Origin of the sequence: Anaerovorax sp. IOR16 (genome assembly GCF_017168145.1) — a bacterium.
Classification (GTDB): Bacteria; Bacillota; Clostridia; order Peptostreptococcales; family Anaerovoracaceae; genus IOR16.
In genome coordinates, this window is record NZ_JADQTL010000012.1 from 45,460 (window position 1) to 64,302 (window position 18,843).

Genomic DNA, 18,843 nt, shown 5'->3' on the forward strand with positions numbered 1-18,843 from the left:
ATTTACCGTACATCCAATCCACCAACAAGGACACATCTTCTCTTTCTTGCGAAAGATTTTGCAGATGTAAGACCTTCACCGGTTGGACCTGCAATAGTAAATGTGGTATAGCCCTCTCCACCAACTCCAATGCCGGCATAAGACGGCCCATTCTTGACAAAGATAGTGGTTTGAATCAGTTTCGCCATCTTCGTCAGTTTATCGACATTCTTTGAATGCATAATTGCAGTATGTCTATTCCCGTGCTCTACTTCAATTGCAAGATCGATAGCCTCATCAACATCCTTCACACGTACAATTGGCAGAATCGGCATCATTAATTCCGTTTGTACAAAGGGATGTTGAATAGAAGTTTCCATTATTATTACTTTTATTTCCGACCCAACTTCAATTCCAACCTCTGAAAGAATATGCTTTGCACTTTTGCCAACGAAACTTGTTTTTGGTCCACCCTTTTCATTGATAACCAACTCTTCTAATTTCCTTATTACAGTTGAATCTTTTACTTCATAGGCACCTGATTTTTTCATATTAAAGATCAGATAATCGGCTATAGAATCAACTGCGAGTACTTCCTTTTCCGCAATACAAGGAAGATTGTTATCAAAGCTGCATCCTTTTACAATATCGTCTGCTGCTTTTTCAATGTCAGCGGTCTCATCTACTACAACCGGCGGATTACCAGCACCAGCACCGATGGCTTTTTTTCCGCTTGACAATACCGTTTTTACAATAGCTGGACCACCCGTAGCAACAAGCATTCTAACTTTAGGATTTTCCATCATTAAGTTCGTATTTTCGATTGATGGCTCTTTTACTGTAACAATTAAATTTTTTGGAGCACCCGCTTTTTCTAACCCTTTATTAATCAATTTAATCAATGTTAAAGATACATTTTTTGCTCTTGGATGTGGACTAAATACTACAGAATTTCCTGCTGCAAGCATTCCGATTGAATTACAAATAATCGTTTCAGTTGGATTTGTTGTCGGTGCAATCGCACCGATTACTCCAAACGGTGAATACTCGACAATCGTCAATCCATCATCTCCTGTCATCGCTTCCGTAGTTAAATCTTCAATTCCCGGAGATTTTTTAGCTGCCAATGTATTCTTAACTAGTTTATGTTCATACATTCCCATGCCGGTCTCTTCCACGGTCATCTGAGAAATCAATTCTAAATTTTCTTTTTTAAGTACTACATTACGAATGACTTCTACATAATTTGCTCTATCAGACATTTTGCAGTTCAAATACTTTTTTTGAGCAATTGCAGCAGCTTCCACAGCATCACTCATATTTTCAAAAATTCCATAACAATAGTCATCATTTCGTATCGAGTCATTTTCACCTACACTATCGATTACTTTTTTAACTAATTCCTCTACCATTTTTACGTCTATATTCATACTAACCTCCTAAGACTTGATTTAAAGCAAATTGTGCAATTGCGGTATCTTCTTGTGCACTGCCACCACTGACACCGATAGCGCCTACCACCTTCTCATCTATAATGCATGGAACTCCTCCTCCAAACGTAATAATTTTTCCACAATCAAGATTTTGAAGTCCATAGAATTCCGAACCTGGCAATACCAAATCCGCCAATTCGTTGGTAGGCATTTTTAATGCGTTTGCCGTATATGCCTTATTTACTGAAACCTGAATGCTGACTAAAAGAGACTCTTCCATCCTGTGAAGTAAGATTAAATTACCTCCCGAATCAACTGCCGAAAACACAATTGGCACATTCTTCTCTTTCGCTTTTTCCTCTGCATACTGCGCCATCCGTTTTATCGTTTGCAGATTGTAAGCTTTATTTTCTTTGGTATCCTTTATAATTCCAGCTTTCTTCATAGTCTCTCTTACTAGCTTTTCAACCTTCACTCTCATTTCTGCTTCTTTTGCATAAGTTTCTTCAAGCCTTGCCAATGCATAGATTGCATCTGATAATCGATTCACATACTGAATCAAAACTTCTCTGATTTTTTCTTCACGTGCAGCAGTAATAATCACTCTTTCACTTCTTCGTATGATTGTTCTTGCAACATGCATTGTCGCTGATGCACTATTGATTCCGGGAACTACAAATTGCGTCTGTTTTCCAGTCTTCTCCGTACATGTATCAACAATGTTTTCTAAATCAGCTACATCATTTGCAGTAATTTTAGATTTTAAAAGATTTATCCCCTTTTCATCACTAGCTAATTCTGCACCAAGTATAAAGAGCTTCTTTTGTATGCAATTGATACATTCCTTTATGTAAGAGTGTTCTGTTAATGAATAAGCAAATCCCAACATAGAATTTGCTTCATCAATCGTTCCGTAGCATCTTACCCTTGAGCTATCCTTCGAAACTCTTGACCCACCAACCAGGCCGGTTTGACCTTTATCACCCATTTTTGTATATAAGTTTGCCAATACATCACATCCTATATATTTAATTCTACAGAATCTACAATACCTACAATGGTCGCGTCTACCGGTGATTTGGGATTTCCAAGGGCATACTTAGCGGAACTTCCCATTGAAATAATAACGATTTCACCAGTACCGGCTCCTACGGTATCGACTGCGATTTCGGTTCTGCCGACTACCTCCATTTCGTCTGATAATTTTTTTATAAGCAACATCTTGTTTCCTACCAAATTATCATCCTTTCGTGTCGAAACAACCGTTCCGACTACTTTTGCTAAATACATATTAACCACCTATTCATTCTCTAATTAACTGTATCTTATTTTTTTTAGCTGTATCTTCTGCCAATTTGGTTACAAGTGCATTTTTGCCTATGATTATTTTGGGGAATGCAGAATTAATTAAAATATCTGAGTTTCCAATCACTTTATTAGAAAGCACTGTATACTCTGCTTCTTTACCGCTTGCAGTATTTTCAACCAATTCCTTGTTTGTTGGCTTTTCTTGAAGTACTTTCCTTACAGTACTATCATACAAATGATCCACAGTCGTTAGATAGGCTCCATAAGAGGCTATTTTTTTCATATTATCTCTTAACTGTACTTTTAATGTTTCGGTCATTCTGTAGCCATTTTTAATATTTTCGTTATTATCCGGACAGCATCCGTCTATCGCAATAATTACTTTTTTACTTTTCATCAATGCATTTGATATAAACCTAGAAGCAGGGCTATCTGCAATGCCACAGGCTATTTTTGCCGCTGTGTTTCTAGTCATTGTCGGAACGATTACCGTTTCAAACTCCTTCACAAGGAGTTCGGGCATTCCACAACGATCATCATCAATGAAAATCGGATGCAATCTTTGTTCAATTCTCGTGAAATCTAAAAGAAACTTGGCACTGTCTGATAGAAAAACATGGAAGGTGAATCCTTTTTCTCTCAACTTAGATAAATGATTCAAAGCTTCATCAAAATTCATAGGTGAGCCCGTAAAAACAACCAGCGCTTTTTTATTCCGATTCGATATTTTTTCTATTACTCTTTCAGCTATGTATGCAACAAGAACCTCTTCAATTATTTTTTCTAAATTTTCTTTTGACATAATACCACCATCTAAATGATACTATTCATTGCTATTCCGAGTGGCGTAACCAATAAAGGTTCTATGGGTTTTACTGTCGGAATACCAATGAATTTCTCAAATACCTTTTCAAAATCGCTGAAGCAACAAGCACCGCCAACCACATAAATTTGCTTTACATCAAACCCATCGATATAGTTTTTAATGATGGATGCCATTTTTTCAACGACCGGCTTCACAACCGGAAAAATATCTTTTTCCTGAAAATGATCCTTTTTCAAAGATTCGGCTTCTTCAATGGTACTTTTGTTGAATCCAGCAAGTACAAGAGTCATATGCGTTCCCCCGGTTGCTTCATCATTTGTATAAATGACTTTACCATCTTTCAGTATACTGATTCCGGTTGTCCCACCTCCCACATCAACTACTGCACCATCCTTTAATCCAATGACAGTAGCTGCTGCGGTAGGTTCATCAATGATATTTGTTACTTGAAAGCCTGCAGCCTCTACGACGTTTGCAATCACCTTCACATTACCATCGATTATCCCCGGTGGGATCGCTGTAGCCGCTGTTTGCAAAGTGACACCCAGCATTTGTTCAACCTGGCACTTTAAAATTTCAACAGCTTTACAAGCTCCAATATAATCAACAACAATACCATCTCTTACGACTGTGGAATTATGCATTGCCCCCGCAATGGGTCTATTCTGTTCGTCTACAACAGATAACACGATATTTGCTGTACCTAAATCAACACCACACTTTAATTTTCCTACATAGGGATTAAAGGTTTTATTACGAACAACCCTCGCAAATTCATCTAATAATTCATTGCATTTTGTTAAATCAAATTCCACAGTATCACCTATTTTATAATCCTAACATTTTCATTATTTTTTACATTAACGGCATTGGCTTCATCCATATCAAGATGCATTTCCAAAGCATCTTGATCGGAAACTCTGAGAAGAACATTTTTTAAAATGGCTCCTCTCTCCGTTCCAATCTCAACGTCAACAAAATCTCTGTCTTTTAATCCAAGCTTTGATGCAACACTAGGAGGCATATGTATGTGCCTAGATGCTACAATCGTCCCTTGGGATTTTATAATTCCACCCTTCGGGCCAATGATCTCAATACCGGGTGTACCCTCTAACTTACCGGATTCTCTTACCGGTGCTTTCACACCAAGAGCATAAGTATCACTCAATGATAGTTCTACCTGAGTTTGTGCCCTTAAAGGTCCTAAAACTCTAACTTTTTCAAATTGGCCTTTAGGACCTATCAAAGTCACTATCTCTTCAGCTGCGAACTGTCCCGGCTGCCTCAATTCTTTTATTTTAGTAAGCTGTGAGCCTTTCCCGAACAGAATATCCATATCGCTCCTACAGAGATGTACATGTCGATTGGATACTCCTACGGGAATCGTTATGCTCTTGTTAGAGAGTGCCTCAATGACCAATTTTGTAACTACCCTTACTAATTCTTCTTCATTGGTTATATTCAAGGTACTCATGATTGACTCCAATTACTTAAAGTGCCTTCGGAAGAAGGTTTTCAACATCTGTATGAGGTCTTGGAATAACGTGCTGAGATACGATTTCTCCAACTTTAGCAGCTGCACATGCGCCAGCATCAACGGCTGCCTTAACAGCTCCGACATCTCCTCGAACCATAACAGTAACCAATCCAGAACCGATCTTTTCATATCCAATTAACTTAACGTTAGCAGACTTTGTCATAGCATCTGCTGCTTCAATCGCACCTACTAAACCTTTTGTTTCAATCATTCCTAATGCTTCGTTCATAATAAAATCCTCCTATTAAACATTTTTTTATTTAACAAATAAACTATTAGATTAAATTTTATTTAGTCACTTTTGTCCCACTTTTCTTGGTGGTCTTTTTTTGTGAGCTCTTTGGTTTTGTTTCTGATTTTTTATTCTCTTCTTTATTCGAAAGTTTCCTTTCCGGATTTTTTTGTTCTGCAATTATTTCTTTCGAATCCTCATTCTCTAAAATTTTATTGGAATTTGTTTCCTTATTTCCCAACAAATTTCCATTGGAATCAGTTAAATTCTCTAGCTGGCTGACTTCAGAATCGCTTAGAATCTCTGATTTAGCTTGAGAAGCTTGAATTTCAGCCGGCTTATCCAAAGAGACAGTTTCTTTCTTGTGAAGAACAGGAGCAAGATGATAACCAACCGTCTGACGATTTCGTATCATAGATTCAAGACCATCGGATGGTCTGGCAATCACTTTTACTCCAGCTACTCTTCCAACCGTTAACGCAGCTGCACTGGCTGCTTCTATAGCTGCCTTTACAGCACCGACATCGCCTTCTACCTTAATTACAGTTCTTCCAGAGCCTTTCACCAATTCATACCCTACTAATGTAACATTGGCAGATTTTACTGCTGCATCAGCTGCTGTAATAGCCGCTGTTAAACCGATCGCTTCAATTAAACCAAGGCTTTTCAGCATTACAAACTCACCTCCTCATACAAACCTGCAGTTTACTTATTCATGAAATATATTAAATGGCATTCTTTTTACTAATCGAGCGCTGTTTTGTCCGATTGCTCTAATCTTCTCAATACCTTCGTGTGTTGAAACATTGAATAAGGGTGAATCTTCTCTTAATTTTTCATAGTGTAAAGCCACATATCCATCTGATACTCCTATTCCAACTCCAAGTCTTGATTGTTGACAAGCATCGTATGCCATTTTGACATGATTACTGCATTCCCCTACCAGTATTACTTCATAAGGAATTCCTTCCTCTTCAATGCCGTAGCATATCTGATTAAGGATATCTCCACCACCAAAATCCTTATTTGCATGAATAATAATTGTCGGTTTTGACTCTTCATTTAACAACATAATTAACCATCTTTCTCTACTACAGACAAAACCAAGCCTGTAGCAACTGCATTCCTTGGTCCTTCAACACCTCTGATATTTGCTCGCCCTGAAACAACTCTGTATTGTGCAAGAGCATTGGTTACAAGCTGAGGTATTTCAAAATCCAAAGCAGAACCTCCAACCAGAACTACAAATTGGATGTCTCTTACATTACTTGTAGGACTAACTTTTCTGAGTGCTCTGATTGCATTCGTCACAAAAACCTTTTCCTTTGCAGTCTTTCTTATTAATTTAATTTTTTCTATGGAGTAATCTCCTTCAAGCGGTATCATTTCACCATCTTTTAAAATTACGACCTTAGCAAATGCATTTGCATCTAAAGGTTTTTCGAAAAATTCCACTGTTCCATTCTCATGTCTGATATGAAATAAGCTTTCGACTTTTGCAAGAGGATACTTTTTTATATCCTCAGCCATATTAAAGTCCTTTAATCCCAACTCCGACTGAATCAACATGGTTACCATATTACCGGCTCCTGCTAAATGAATGGATTTGATTGCTCCACTTGGAGTAATAATAGAAGCATCGGTTGATCCCGCTCCCATATCCAATATTGCAAGTGGCTTGTTCGTTCCTGGAGTTGTAAGAGCACCTAGAATCGCCATATCCGCCTCAACGCCCCCTACCTGAACAGGAACCTTTATTTTTTCTGTAAGTTCAGTCGCAATGAGCTCCATCTGCAGCTTATTTGCTTTTACCATCGCTGCGATTCCTACAGCGCTTTCTTGGGAAAATTCGTTTGCTAAGCCACCTTGTACTTTTTGAGGCGTATAAGTATCAACAGCAAGCAAATCACGGATTTTTATTTCCTTTGGATGCTGTCCAGTTAATTTTGACATAACCTGACGTACTCTTTCGAGCATACCACCCGCATTTGTCCCTGGTTCACCTTTTACGTCCTCAATATCTAAGGCTGCATTTACCGAATCCATAATTTTTTCAGAGCCTTCATCCACATTCACTTTGAATGATTTTGAACTACTCATGATTTCTATAGCTCCAGCCGGAATTTTCTTTTCCTTTATATCGCCCTTAGGTGTTTTAATAACTACAGCAGATCGATTACCAATCAAAGCCCTCGCTATCGGTACTACTTGTTTTGTTTCCTCAGAGCTTAAACCAAACATCGTTGCTATTCCATATGGGTTTGATAAAACTTCCACAACACCGCCTACACCGGCGACTTCAACTGCACATAGCATTCCAAGTGGAACTTTATCAATGAGTTCAACCTCATCAACAATAGGTAATTTTTTCTTTAATCTATTGTTGATTAAGACTCCGTCGTCTTTTTTAGCAATAGCAGCTGTAATATTTTTCTTCTCAGACAATTTGTTTATTGCTTCTGCAGCAATTTCAAAATCTACAGAAGTCGGAATCACAACTATATAGTTTTTATCTTCTTCTACGTTGTCTAAATCGGTTAGCAATATCGTCTCACCAACTCCTACACCAATCCCTCCGGGTGTTCCGGGATTATGACCAATCATAGTTGATTCTGTAATAATCGTTTCTGTAATGGTTTCCATGGCTACATCTCCGATGACCGGAGCTGCTTCATTGACCCTAATTTCATCCAGATCATCCAAACTCAATCCCGATTGTTCCAAGGCTTTTGTAAGTGATTTAAACAATCCACTAATATTAGCTGAGGTTCCTTTTATTCCGGTTGTAGAAACAATACTACTACCAAGAAATTCAACTTTATTATTCATAATTTTTCCAATCGCTGTTTCTGTAGTAGCATTTCCTATATCTATGCCCGCAATAATTTTCATAAGGCCCTCCATCCATCTAATACTAATTAATCTCTTCTTAATCTACCTCTTTTGCTATATACTTCTGCTGCTTCTTTAACAAATGTTGCATTAATGGAACAGCCATAAGTTTTTTCTAATTCCTCTGCGATCTCATAAAGCTCTTCCTTAGTTGAGCGATAAGGTCTGAGTGCATTGTATATTTCAAGAAGTCTATCATCAGGTACCGCAATCAGTTCGGCAGCTCTTCTAAGATTAGCGGCAAGAGCATCTCTGTCTACAGATTCTGCAACCTGAGCTTGTAGTTCTAATGTCTCAGGTGAAATTCTCATATCTTCCGCTGTCAATTGACCATCTAATACTTGCTGAAGAGTCATATCGGAAAGTTTTTTCCCTGTCGGTGTAAAAATATTATCTGCCATTTTATCTCCCAATGGATAATTATCAGCAGTAATCTTTTGCAGTTTGCAATTATCATCTTTGGTTGTGATTGATGAATTACCTGACATAGCTTTCATAACTTCTTCTACTATTTGTTTCATCAATAGTTCCTGATTCATGTTTCACCCTCCTATTTGAAATCTACTTTTAGCAATTGTGGCTTTTTATTCATATCGACGTGTTCCGTTTCTTTGATATGAAGAAGCGCAGCTATTGCTTGATATTTCGGTCTTGCCATTTGGTCATTTTTAACAGGAACCGGTGCAGGAGACTCACCCTTTGCATATTTTGCTGCATTTTTTCCTATTTTTCTGTATGTATCAAGATCAATAAGTGGTGCCTGCGAGAAAAGTTCAAGATTGGCAAGTGGGAACAAATCCTTCTGATGAATGACAGTTGTACCCTTTGACTGAATGCCTATGCCGATTCCGGAACCACTAATCTTTGCAGAATCATGCGCAACAAACGATACATCAGATGTTCTGTAAACTTTTACAACTCTATATTTCACGCCTTCCTCTTCAATCCCTGCAATAATTTCCTTAATAACCTTATCATGCGGGATACCAGTAATCGTCTTTGTTTGATGTACTCCAAAAGCTGCGGCGACACCAATTACGACCTCATTTGGCAATGTTCCTTTTTCAACATCCCCTACTTCAGTAACTACTAGTTTACTATCTGGGTTTGCAGCTTCTGATATCGACGTCATACTTTCTTTCTTTGGTATAGAATCTAAATTCATTTCCTTTAAGACATCTTCAATGATATTTTTTAATATTTTTTCATCAAGTGCCATACTTCCACCTCCTATTTCACATCTTCAGGACTAACAGCATTATGAATACTCTTAATCTGTTCCCATCTATCTTCACTAATTTGATATCCGGTCTGTGGACCACGATAATTATTAGGATAGTTTACAGCACTAATTACATGGAAATTTTCATCAACTATTGCAGATGTATGTAAATAGTCACCGGCAATTCTCTGTTTGAGCATCTTAAATATACTATCCGCAACATCCGGGAATCCTGCTTTGTTCAATGCCTTAACAAAATCTACTCCAGTAATCTTCTTCGCCATCATTTCTTCAATAGCCTTAATATCTGCTGCCTGATCTCTATCCGGCATATCTTGGCTTCCATGAGCATAAGTCGCACATTCCACTTCTTCATCCGTAACTTCAGGTAGCCCAAGTTCTCTAAACAATCCCTGCATTACTCTTGCAGCTTTATTTCTTGCAGCTACAACAGTTTCTTCATCAACTGGCTGAAGTCCACCATCAATTTTTAAATCTCTTTGAATGATATTCCAATCATCATAATCTTCAGCATCCCAGTTTGAACCGGCAAACATATTATCATAATTTGGAGTCGAGCTATAACCGGAACAAATAAAGTCAGTGCCCGGAACCATCTGCATTAAGGAACGTGCACATCTTCTTAAATCGGAATGTGTAAAGGTCTGGTCATTTGATGAAGCACATTCAAGGTCAAGAGCCATAGCAATTAAATTTTCTGCTAAAATTGCTCTGATTCCACCCGGAACACCGCCAGGTACACCAACGCAGCTTACAGAACCATTCTGAATGCCTTGAACACCTGCACCTTTTGTGACATACAAACAACGCGCCTCCAAATAAAGCATCGACTTACCTTCTGCATATCCCATTTGCACTTCTGAACCGGTACCAGATGTAAAACGCATCTTAAGACCTCTGGATGCATAACAGGACGCTAAAAATGTCTTTGAATACGGAGTATCATCTCCATCCATAAACACCGGTTCTGTACCATAAACAGATACCGTTTCTGCATAGGTAGTAAATCCTCTCATACCCATAATTAACTCAGTCGCTTCTTCTACCGCACATTGAGTAAGAATTCCGGGTCTACCAACTTGCGAACCAATAAATATACCCATGGCATTAAATGGAGCAAGTCTTGCTACACCAACAGTAGTCTCTTGTTCATCAAATCCTCTTAATGCAGCTTCCGCAGCATCCGCAGCAATCTGAACAAAAGAATCTTTTACATTTGTTACATGACACTGGTTGCTTGGAATTAATCTGGCTCTCATTTTTGTAACTGCCATCATCATTTCCAAGACATTCATCTTGCCGACAACCTCAACTATTTTTGCAGGAGTCATGGATAGTGTTAAGTCTAAAATCTCTTTTCTTGGAACATTAATGTCACACATTTTCCTTGCAATTTCTAAAGAATCCATAGACATTACTTTTTCAGCATTTTCAACCTTAATCGCATAATCAGCAATATAAGTATCAAGCATATCGAATTCTGCTCTTGCTTTTCCATCTAATTCAACAATCTTTCCGTCTTTTATTTTAATACTCGGTTTTGGGTCGAAAGGACTGTTCATTGCAATCAAACCTACTTCCGGCCATTCGGTAACAAAACCATCTTGGTTCACCGGTCTGTTTGCTAATACTTCAAAACGTTTTGATTTTTTCATCCTCTTGCTCCTTTCCAGATTTATAGTATGTAAGGTGTTGTTGTTGAATTAATAGGACTGCCATCCAAAGCACCAAGTAACTGCTTACCAACATCTCTTGCTGCCACAATTGCTTGCTTAACAGCACCAGAATCACCAGAGAATGCCAAAATAACTTCGTTTGAATAGCTTGTTCCGCCATTTGCCGGACTGGAATATGCAAGTACATCAACCGTTGCAGCTTTTACTGCTGTATCTGCAAGTACTACGCCGATTGCCGCTGGTGCACCTACAGTAATACCAAATGATTTACCAATTGGTGCTCCAAATGCTTTATTTAAAGCAAAGCTTGCTCTCGCTGTATATTGAAACTCAAGATGACCTGCCGGAGTTCCGTATACATCACCAAACGTTCTATCTAAATCTTTTAAGCATACTTCAACGGCTCTTCGCACATCGGATACGTCTTCTGCCCCAAAAATAATTAAGGAACCATGCCCTGCACCGCCTTCAGTATCTCTTGGCAATTCAATCGATAGGATGTCACTATTTGTAGCCTTTACCGCTTCATCTGCAGCAAAAATCTGAGGGCCTGCTCCGGTTCTTCCACCTACAATACCGATTGATCGATATTTTTTGTCAATACCCATCTTTTCATGAATTTGGTGGTCTACGTTTGCAATTACTAACCCAATTGTATTTCCGGCAGCGGTACCAACAAATTCGGTTAGTCCGCAACTACCAACTGCACAAGATTGTGAAGCAGGTTGCTCTTTTGTTTGTTCGTTGCTGTCAACCTTCTTCATCACTTCTTCCAGAATTTTGCTCATTAATTCATCTTTCATCTAAAATACCTCCATATTAGATTCACATTAGATTTTTTATTCAATGATTCATTGAATATCTTTTTAAGTTTGCTGGTAATGGAACCTCCTTTTTCTGAATTTTTGTAAAATAGTTTTTATGCTTGGTATTATATAAAAGCAAAATAAAAAGTACGATGGATTTTCTTGGTGATATAATGCATTAAATTGCTGAAAAGAAATCCTATTTTATAGAGAAATTTTTTAACATGCACTTATTAGTGATGTGTTTTTTTGTTCTTTAAGGAAAAAATATTTCATTCGATAAACTTAGAATTAAATTTTTATATGAAGAAAACAATAAAAAATCCGCTTACAGTGCAATTTTTCACTATAAGCGGATAGAATTTTATTAAATGATTTAATTTTAATTTATCTTTAAATACTTATCTCGATATTCAGAAGGAGTAAATCCTACATTCTTTTTAAATGCCTTACTGAAATAATTGGTTTCATTATAAGATAATTCATATGCAATATTAATAATTGGCATCTCCGTATAACGTAGCATTTCTTTTGCCAGTTCAATCTTACTGTTTGTAATATATGTAATAAAGTTATTCTTCGTTACCTTCTTAAATAATTTACTAAAGTAACAAGAACTCATATTTACATAATCTGCGGCTTCTTCCAAAGTAATTCCAAATTTAATATTTCGATCAATATAGTTTAAAACCTTAGTGATTTCATCAGAATAATAGTAATCTTTATCTAGTTCATCAAACATTTGCGTAAGCATATCTGTAACTAATAAATAGGAATTATACCGTAAACCATATTTCTCAAACTTTAGTTTCACTTCTTTTGTTATGGTTTTAAAAATGTCTATATTATCTAAATTATACTCTTCTGCAATTTCTGTAATTCCTTGAAGATATCCTACTACCATTTCACATCTTTGATTGGTATCCAACTCTTCATTATATACATCATTTAAAAATGATTTCGCATAAATAATACATTTTTTATAAAGATGTTCTCTTATTCCAGATTTCAGCTGTTTTAATGACTCTTCAATCTTAGAAAATGCAAAATCCGTATTTAATAATTCGTTCTTTTCAATATATGGTTTCGCAATGGATAATAATAAATCTGGGCTGAATGGCTTTAGCAAATAGCCATCGGCTTTTAATTTCAAAACGGCATGAGCTACTTCTTTTTCACTCTTTGACGTAGTTAAAATTACAGAGGCATTTGGATTTTTCTGCTTTGTAAATTTAACAAGATTCATTAGATTCAGACCCGAATTGGAAAGATTAGAAATAAGCAAATCGATAACACTTACATCTAATAATTTATATGCCTCTTCACTATTCTCTGCCTCAAAAATATTATTTACATTATCGAAATGATGTTTTAAAACATCTTTTGTAACATATCTTTCAATTTTATCATTATCTACAATAAGCACATTACACATTTTTTTTCCTCCAAAAGTTTAATTCGTAAACTCAATTTACTATATACTATTGATAGGTAATCTTAAATTCACCATAGTGCCTACTTCATCGGTTAACTTTTTAATCATTAATTTATATTTCTTACCAAATAACCCCACCAAACACTTATTAATTTTGTATAATTCAAAACGATCCATTTCCAAATTCATTATGGAATCTTCATTCATTATATTTTCAATAGTATCTACCGGTATTCCAATACCGTTATCTTCAATCGAAACAATTATATCATTTTCTTTTTGAACACAATTTATTTTTATTTCTCCACCTTGTTTTTTTGGCTCTATTGCAAACTCTATCGCATATGCAACAATTGGTTGAATAATCATAAGCGGGCAGCTTACATTATAAAACTGCTCGTCTACATTTATTTTAAATTTTAATCTGTTTTCTAACCGTATACTCTGTAATTTCAAATAATTTTCTACATAAGTAATTTCATCTCCTAAAGTACTTATTTGATTATTAATGTTCTCTGCGGTATATCGAAGCATATTAGCCAATATATAAATTGAATTCTCTGTTCTTTTTGCATTTTCTAAATAAGCTAATCTTGATATCACGCTTAAAATAGAAAAAAGGGAAGAATACTTTAAACCGAAGGAAGAGAGAAATTTGGTTTCCTTTATTCTTTTTTCTAAATCAAGTCTGATTCTTTTCTCTTCTAAAACTTCAAGCTGCTTTAATTCTAATTCATCTTGAACGCATTGAAGATTGCCTTTTTCCATTAAATTCTGCATATATTCAAACATTAAATTTACTACTGCTTTGATTCTGTTTAACGAAATCTTATTGACGCTGTTATACGCCTCAACAATTTCGGGTAAATCCTCCCAATTAGTTTTTCTCTCAATTACCTTTTCTAACTGAAGAGAATCCTCAAGATTTTCATAATTTGTACTGATTTGGCCACCCATGATTGCGCCATAATAATTATCTTCATAAATTAATGGTACTGCAAAATCAATCAGTCCTGCATGGCAAATATAAATATGTGGTTTACCTGTTATTGCTGCATGCAATCCTCCATGTGCATCACATTGGTAGCATAAATCTTTAAAATTTGGATTTTTTCTGCCTCTTGCGCAAAACTCAGTAAATCCACTTTGTTTTGTTACTGGTTTTCCTTTATAATCAACTGTAATAAATGCCATTCCCACTGATTCAGCAAAATTATCTTGTATATTTTGTAGCTCTTCCGTATCAATAATATCGTGAATAGATCTAATCGTGTCCATATTTCACCTCTCTTCACTTTTATCTTTTGTGAATAATTTGATTTTTCACTTAATTATATATTATAACAAAAAAATACTATCCTACAATGTATAAAAACTTCCGTAAAGAGTAATTTTTTGTCCTATCTGAGAATTTACTAAAAATGCCCAGTATACTAGAATCTATGATAGTACACTGGGCATTTTTAGTAAATTTTATCGTAAAATACGATCTACAATATGATTAAAATTGTCAGAAACGTATGTACCTTTCTTATAAACAATCGGGACTCCATTGTTTGCCGCAATGTGAATGTTTTCATCATATTGAATGACTCCAGCCATCTCCATTCGCAAAACTTCTGACATTTCTTCTAAGCTAGGAAAACTACCCTGTCCAAAGAGATCAGCCTTTACCTTATTAACTACATATTTTCTCTTTGAAATTCCATAGTCGGTTAATATCCGATCTACCATATCGGCGTCACGAAGCGATGCATATTCTGGTATGGCAACAATCACAGCACGATCTGCTCCCGCAGCTGCAAGTTCCAAACCACGTCCAATTCCCGTAGGTGCGTCCACAATGATATAATCAAACATTGATTTTAATTTCTCATAAAGAGATTCTACTTGAGCGATTTCCAAACTTGCTGTTTCTTTCCCTTGCGCTGCTGACATGAGATAGAGCTCTGGAAAGCGCCGATCCCTTATCAAGGCTTGCTTTAACCGACATACTCCAAATAATACATCTGCAACATCATATACAACACGACTTTCCATGCCTAAGCAGAGATCAAGATTTCGTAAGCCCATATTCATATCCAAAAGCAACACTTTTGCATCTCGCTGTGCTAGAACAGCTCCCATATTCGCTGCAAAAACAGTTTTGCCTACGCCTCCTTTTCCTGAGGCGATTACTATGACTTCCTTCATATTCTCTTTACTCCTTACTGTGTTATCGTGGTGCTTAAATCATAATCTGTATAAGCTTGATCCAACCCCATATACTGTGCAATGATTTCCCTTGCTATCGGTGCAGCATATCCACCGGATCCACCTTGAAAAAGTAAAACAGAAATAGCAATCTGTGGTTCTTCAATCGGAGCGAGGCACACAAACCAGGCAAAATTATCATAATCAGCTTTGTATGCATCAATTTTAGCAGCAGTAACTTTCCCGTTGCTCAGAAGCATAACTGCTTGGCGTACAGCAGAATTTTTCGTTTGGTACACCTCAGGATATTCCTCCATAAGACTATACATTTTTTCTTCTACATCACTCCATCGCAATCGACTGTCAATACGAGAAAGATATTTTTTTACATATTCGACTTCATCCGGAGGATTAATTTTACCGCCTCTTTCTGCAGTACCAGTCTTTGCCGCAACAGTTACAGGAAAGTTTCCAAAAACACCTCTTGCACTTCCTTTTGAACCAGAGGCCACTCGATGCATTCCTTCTATGAGATCATCAAAAATAGAATCATCCGTAATGTTCATTTTCGTTCCGGGTACTTTTTCAAGTGCTCCTTTTCCTTCAACACCTTTTACAACACTTACTTGATTCAGTACACCTTTATTTGCAAGCGTTGCAATATAATTTGCCATTTGAAGAGGTGTATATGCATTTTCACCTTGCCCAATGGAAATATTCAATTCGTCCCCAGTTGTGAAGGCAGCCATATTATAATAAGAGAATTTACATAAATCAGCAACCGTATCCTGCATATCTTCTTTTAATCCTACGTTTTTCATTCTTTTTAAGGTTTCTGAATAACTTGGATTTTCTTCTGTCCAGCTTACAATCTGATCAATATAACTATTTAGCTTTTCTTTATTTGCAATCGTTTCTTTTGTAAAATACAATTCTGCACGACTAAATAATACATTTCGTAATGCGCTCTTTGTATTCTTCATTTTACCTTCTGCAGTAGGTACAGGTGCCACAGTTTCCGCAATTTCAATACCGGTCGGCAATCCCAAACCATATTGCTGTGCATACTCCATTATTTTTTCGATGCCCATGCTGCGATCCAGCCCAAGTGATATACCTTTTGAATAGTCTTTATTTGATACTAAATCGTAAAAATAATAGTTGCAAGAAACCTCAATCGCCTCATATAAATTAACAAGTCCATGGTTTCTTTTATATCGATTCCATAAGAGACAGCCATAGGTACGCCGTCCTAATTTAACGTATCCACCGTCGCGAAGCTTTCTTTGCGGATCCAGACCACTTTCCAATGCCGCCGTTGCGGTGACAAGCTTAAACGTAGAGCCAGGCTGTACCGCGGTTCTTGCTGCAACGTTAAAAAGAGGCACTGGTGAAAGAGGATCACGCAAATTCTTTCCTTGCAATGATTGCCAGTCTTCTTTTGTAATTCCTGTTGCAAATAAATTGGGATTAAAATCAGGATAACTTGCCATTGCAAGAACATCTCCTGTTTTTACATCCAATGCAACTACCGCTCCAACATTTGCGTTTGAATACGCAGTTCCATATTTATAATTTCCCCATTTACTTTGAAAAGAGCCGCCTTTTTGAATGGCCAACAGCGCCTGTTCCAAAGCATCTTCTGCGGTTTTTTGAAGTTCTAGATCTAAAGTAAGATAAACATCTTTTCCCTTTTCTGTTTTTGTATCACTAATAATACGGGTTTGTTCTCCATATGCATTTACTTCTACACTTTTTATTCCATCTCTGCCCTTTAAAATCTCTTCATATTTCTTTTCAATGCCATCCTTGCCAACCATATCACTGACGCTATAACCTTTTTCCATATAGCTTTCTTTTTCGCTTTCCGATATTTGACCTAAATATCCAAGAATGTGCGCCGCAGTATTATCGTTTGGATAATAACGAACAGATTCTGCTACAACATCAACTCCCAGCAAATCAGAGCTACGTTCTTCAATCGTAATAATAGTGCGGTCCGACACATCTTTCGCAATCGTCGCCGGAATATAGCGCCGATATCCTTGTGCCGCCAACTCATTTCTTACCATCAAAATTTTTCTAGCCTGTGAATCCGGTAAGGAAGGATCAATTTGACATTGTTCACGTAAAGATAAAAAAGCATCTTTTGCAGACAAATCATGATCCAAATAATAACGATCTAAAAAACTATTTAATTCAAGCGTTTCTAAAAACTCCATATTCTTTACAGAAATTGGAGGATAAATGTTATATACCGTCTGAAGCTGTGATTGTGCCTCATATTTATCCATACCCTCATCAATATTATTTCTTCGTCGTATTTCATTGAACGACTGCTCTGCAGTAAAAGTTGCCGGCATTCCCTGCGCAGCCAACCAATCTTGAATGGTTCGATTAAAGGTATAATAGAATCCGCCATTTCCATCCATAACAATTGGGAAGTTATCTCGATATAAGTCTCCATTTTCTTCTAAAATCCCAATTAATTGCAAAGCTTCTCGATTAATTTCCTCATCACTTAACTCTCCGGCACTAAAATGGACCGTAAAGCTAGGTTTATTTCCAGCTAACACCCTGCCATATCGGTCATAAATTTGACCACGAGGTGCAACCGTATAAAGCTTCTTAACGCTTATATTTCTCGCAGTCTCTGACCAATCACTGCCCTGTACCACTGTGAGAAAAAAAAGACGTGCCATAAGCATACTCATTAGTATGCAAGTGGCCAGTAATATTTGATTGTTTCTTGATTTGATCCAATGATTCATAGAAAATCCCCGTTAAACATACCGATCTTTTGGATTTTTTTCCAATCTTTTACCAATGATTAAATAATAAGAAATCGTAAAGATACTATTGTAAATTATAGAAATCGGCAATGTCTTTGCCATAAACAGAAAATGATAATGTCCTTTAAATATAAAAAAAACAGCCCAATATATCAAATGAAAACTTAATGTACTGCTTATGGTTACAAACAACATGGACAATACATTATCTTGATACAATAAATTTTTAACATATAAAATGCTCAACCCAATGATAAAATATCCAAAGGAAGCAATACCTAATATCTCTCCAAAGCACAAATCTTGTATCAGTCCAAAAAATATTCCACCTACAACACCATGGTAGCCATCGTATAAGAATGTTAGTACAATCACAAGACTTAAGACTAAATTTGGTGTAACACCAAAAAAGCTTAAATGATTTAATACGGTAGACTGTAGCAAGAACGCACCCAGAAAGAGTAAAAAAGAATGCCAGTATTTCACCTTTT

The 18,843-nt window shown here is 36.6% G+C and carries 19 protein-coding genes; all 19 read right to left on the reverse strand.

Translation table 11 applies throughout. From position 1 onward, the window contains the following. Positions 1 to 2: 2 nt before the first annotated feature. Positions 3 to 1,409: an aldehyde dehydrogenase family protein gene (locus I2490_RS15650; RefSeq protein WP_206460688.1), complete on the reverse strand. Its 1,407-nt coding sequence runs from the start codon at positions 1,407 to 1,409 to the stop codon at positions 3 to 5. A 1-nt stretch (position 1,410) separates the two neighbouring features. Beyond that, entirely contained in the window at positions 1,411 to 2,421 is a 1,011-nt protein-coding gene (locus tag I2490_RS15655) for a cob(I)yrinic acid a,c-diamide adenosyltransferase (RefSeq protein WP_206460689.1), read from the reverse strand. An 11-nt stretch (positions 2,422 to 2,432) separates the two neighbouring features. Beyond that, positions 2,433 to 2,702 (reverse strand): EutN/CcmL family microcompartment protein, encoded by a 270-nt coding sequence (locus tag I2490_RS15660; RefSeq protein ID WP_206460690.1) that lies wholly within the window; start codon positions 2,700 to 2,702, stop codon positions 2,433 to 2,435. Positions 2,703 to 2,715: 13 nt separating this feature from the next. Beyond that, entirely contained in the window at positions 2,716 to 3,522 is an 807-nt protein-coding gene (locus I2490_RS15665) for a flavoprotein (protein ID WP_206460691.1), read from the reverse strand. A gap of 11 nt (positions 3,523 to 3,533) precedes the next feature. Then, positions 3,534 to 4,361, reverse strand: a complete 828-nt coding sequence (gene eutJ / locus I2490_RS15670; RefSeq protein WP_206460692.1) for an ethanolamine utilization protein EutJ — start codon at positions 4,359 to 4,361, stop codon at positions 3,534 to 3,536. A gap of 8 nt (positions 4,362 to 4,369) precedes the next feature. Beyond that, complete coding sequence (gene pduL / locus I2490_RS15675) at positions 4,370 to 5,020, reverse strand: phosphate propanoyltransferase (RefSeq protein WP_206460693.1); 651 nt, start codon at positions 5,018 to 5,020, stop codon at positions 4,370 to 4,372. 16 nt (positions 5,021 to 5,036) lie between these two features. Next, positions 5,037 to 5,315: a BMC domain-containing protein gene (locus tag I2490_RS15680; RefSeq protein ID WP_330634716.1), complete on the reverse strand. Its 279-nt coding sequence runs from the start codon at positions 5,313 to 5,315 to the stop codon at positions 5,037 to 5,039. A 55-nt stretch (positions 5,316 to 5,370) separates the two neighbouring features. Then, entirely contained in the window at positions 5,371 to 5,988 is a 618-nt protein-coding gene (locus I2490_RS16940; RefSeq protein ID WP_206460695.1) for a BMC domain-containing protein, read from the reverse strand. A gap of 36 nt (positions 5,989 to 6,024) precedes the next feature. Next, positions 6,025 to 6,387 carry a glycerol dehydratase reactivase beta/small subunit family protein gene (locus I2490_RS15690; protein WP_206460696.1) on the reverse strand — a complete coding sequence of 121 codons (363 nt, stop codon included), beginning with the start codon at positions 6,385 to 6,387 and terminating at the stop codon, positions 6,025 to 6,027. 2 nt (positions 6,388 to 6,389) lie between these two features. Next, positions 6,390 to 8,207, reverse strand: a complete 1,818-nt coding sequence (locus I2490_RS15695) for a diol dehydratase reactivase subunit alpha (protein ID WP_206460697.1) — start codon at positions 8,205 to 8,207, stop codon at positions 6,390 to 6,392. 26 nt (positions 8,208 to 8,233) lie between these two features. Then, entirely contained in the window at positions 8,234 to 8,746 is a 513-nt protein-coding gene (locus I2490_RS15700; protein ID WP_206460698.1) for a diol dehydratase small subunit, read from the reverse strand. Between the two features lie 11 nt (positions 8,747 to 8,757). Next, the gene (locus tag I2490_RS15705) at positions 8,758 to 9,426 is read right to left on the reverse strand and encodes a propanediol/glycerol family dehydratase medium subunit (RefSeq protein ID WP_206460699.1); all 669 of its coding nucleotides are present in this window, start codon (positions 9,424 to 9,426) and stop codon (positions 8,758 to 8,760) included. Between the two features lie 11 nt (positions 9,427 to 9,437). Next, the gene (locus tag I2490_RS15710) at positions 9,438 to 11,105 is read right to left on the reverse strand and encodes a propanediol/glycerol family dehydratase large subunit (RefSeq protein WP_206460700.1); all 1,668 of its coding nucleotides are present in this window, start codon (positions 11,103 to 11,105) and stop codon (positions 9,438 to 9,440) included. A gap of 20 nt (positions 11,106 to 11,125) precedes the next feature. Then, entirely contained in the window at positions 11,126 to 11,929 is an 804-nt protein-coding gene (gene pduB, locus I2490_RS15715) for a propanediol utilization microcompartment protein PduB (RefSeq protein ID WP_206460701.1), read from the reverse strand. A gap of 385 nt (positions 11,930 to 12,314) precedes the next feature. Further along, complete coding sequence (locus I2490_RS15720; protein WP_206460702.1) at positions 12,315 to 13,367, reverse strand: helix-turn-helix domain-containing protein; 1,053 nt, start codon at positions 13,365 to 13,367, stop codon at positions 12,315 to 12,317. A 39-nt stretch (positions 13,368 to 13,406) separates the two neighbouring features. Next, positions 13,407 to 14,645: a PocR ligand-binding domain-containing protein gene (locus I2490_RS15725; RefSeq protein ID WP_206460703.1), complete on the reverse strand. Its 1,239-nt coding sequence runs from the start codon at positions 14,643 to 14,645 to the stop codon at positions 13,407 to 13,409. 195 nt (positions 14,646 to 14,840) lie between these two features. After that, on the reverse strand, positions 14,841 to 15,560 hold the full coding sequence (gene minD, locus I2490_RS15730) for a septum site-determining protein MinD (RefSeq protein ID WP_206460704.1): 720 nt from the start codon (positions 15,558 to 15,560) through the stop codon (positions 14,841 to 14,843). Positions 15,561 to 15,574: 14 nt separating this feature from the next. Beyond that, a complete protein-coding gene (locus I2490_RS15735) occupies positions 15,575 to 18,331 on the reverse strand; it encodes a penicillin-binding transpeptidase domain-containing protein (protein ID WP_206460705.1) in 2,757 nt (918 codons plus the stop codon). A 12-nt stretch (positions 18,332 to 18,343) separates the two neighbouring features. Next, positions 18,344 to 18,838, reverse strand: coding sequence for a rod shape-determining protein MreD (mreD, locus tag I2490_RS15740; RefSeq protein WP_206460706.1), 495 nt, complete (start codon positions 18,836 to 18,838; stop codon positions 18,344 to 18,346). Positions 18,839 to 18,843: the final 5 nt, after the last annotated feature.

Coding starts and splice junctions, on each gene's coding strand:
- I2490_RS15650 (WP_206460688.1), bottom strand. CDS start 1,409: ATGAATATAGACGTAAAAATGGTAGAGGAATTAGTTAAAAAAGTAATC.
- minD (WP_206460704.1), bottom strand. CDS start 15,560: ATGAAGGAAGTCATAGTAATCGCCTCAGGAAAAGGAGGCGTAGGCAAA.
- I2490_RS15735 (WP_206460705.1), bottom strand. CDS start 18,331: ATGAATCATTGGATCAAATCAAGAAACAATCAAATATTACTGGCCACT.
- pduL (WP_206460693.1), bottom strand. CDS start 5,020: ATGAGTACCTTGAATATAACCAATGAAGAAGAATTAGTAAGGGTAGTT.
- I2490_RS16940 (WP_206460695.1), bottom strand. CDS start 5,988: ATGCTGAAAAGCCTTGGTTTAATTGAAGCGATCGGTTTAACAGCGGCT.
- I2490_RS15705 (WP_206460699.1), bottom strand. CDS start 9,426: ATGGCACTTGATGAAAAAATATTAAAAAATATCATTGAAGATGTCTTA.
- I2490_RS15690 (WP_206460696.1), bottom strand. CDS start 6,387: ATGTTGTTAAATGAAGAGTCAAAACCGACAATTATTATTCATGCAAAT.
- pduB (WP_206460701.1), bottom strand. CDS start 11,929: ATGAAAGATGAATTAATGAGCAAAATTCTGGAAGAAGTGATGAAGAAG.
- I2490_RS15660 (WP_206460690.1), bottom strand. CDS start 2,702: ATGTATTTAGCAAAAGTAGTCGGAACGGTTGTTTCGACACGAAAGGAT.
- I2490_RS15710 (WP_206460700.1), bottom strand. CDS start 11,105: ATGAAAAAATCAAAACGTTTTGAAGTATTAGCAAACAGACCGGTGAAC.
- I2490_RS15700 (WP_206460698.1), bottom strand. CDS start 8,746: ATGAATCAGGAACTATTGATGAAACAAATAGTAGAAGAAGTTATGAAA.
- I2490_RS15695 (WP_206460697.1), bottom strand. CDS start 8,207: ATGAAAATTATTGCGGGCATAGATATAGGAAATGCTACTACAGAAACA.
- I2490_RS15725 (WP_206460703.1), bottom strand. CDS start 14,645: ATGGACACGATTAGATCTATTCACGATATTATTGATACGGAAGAGCTA.
- I2490_RS15720 (WP_206460702.1), bottom strand. CDS start 13,367: ATGTGTAATGTGCTTATTGTAGATAATGATAAAATTGAAAGATATGTT.
- I2490_RS15665 (WP_206460691.1), bottom strand. CDS start 3,522: ATGTCAAAAGAAAATTTAGAAAAAATAATTGAAGAGGTTCTTGTTGCA.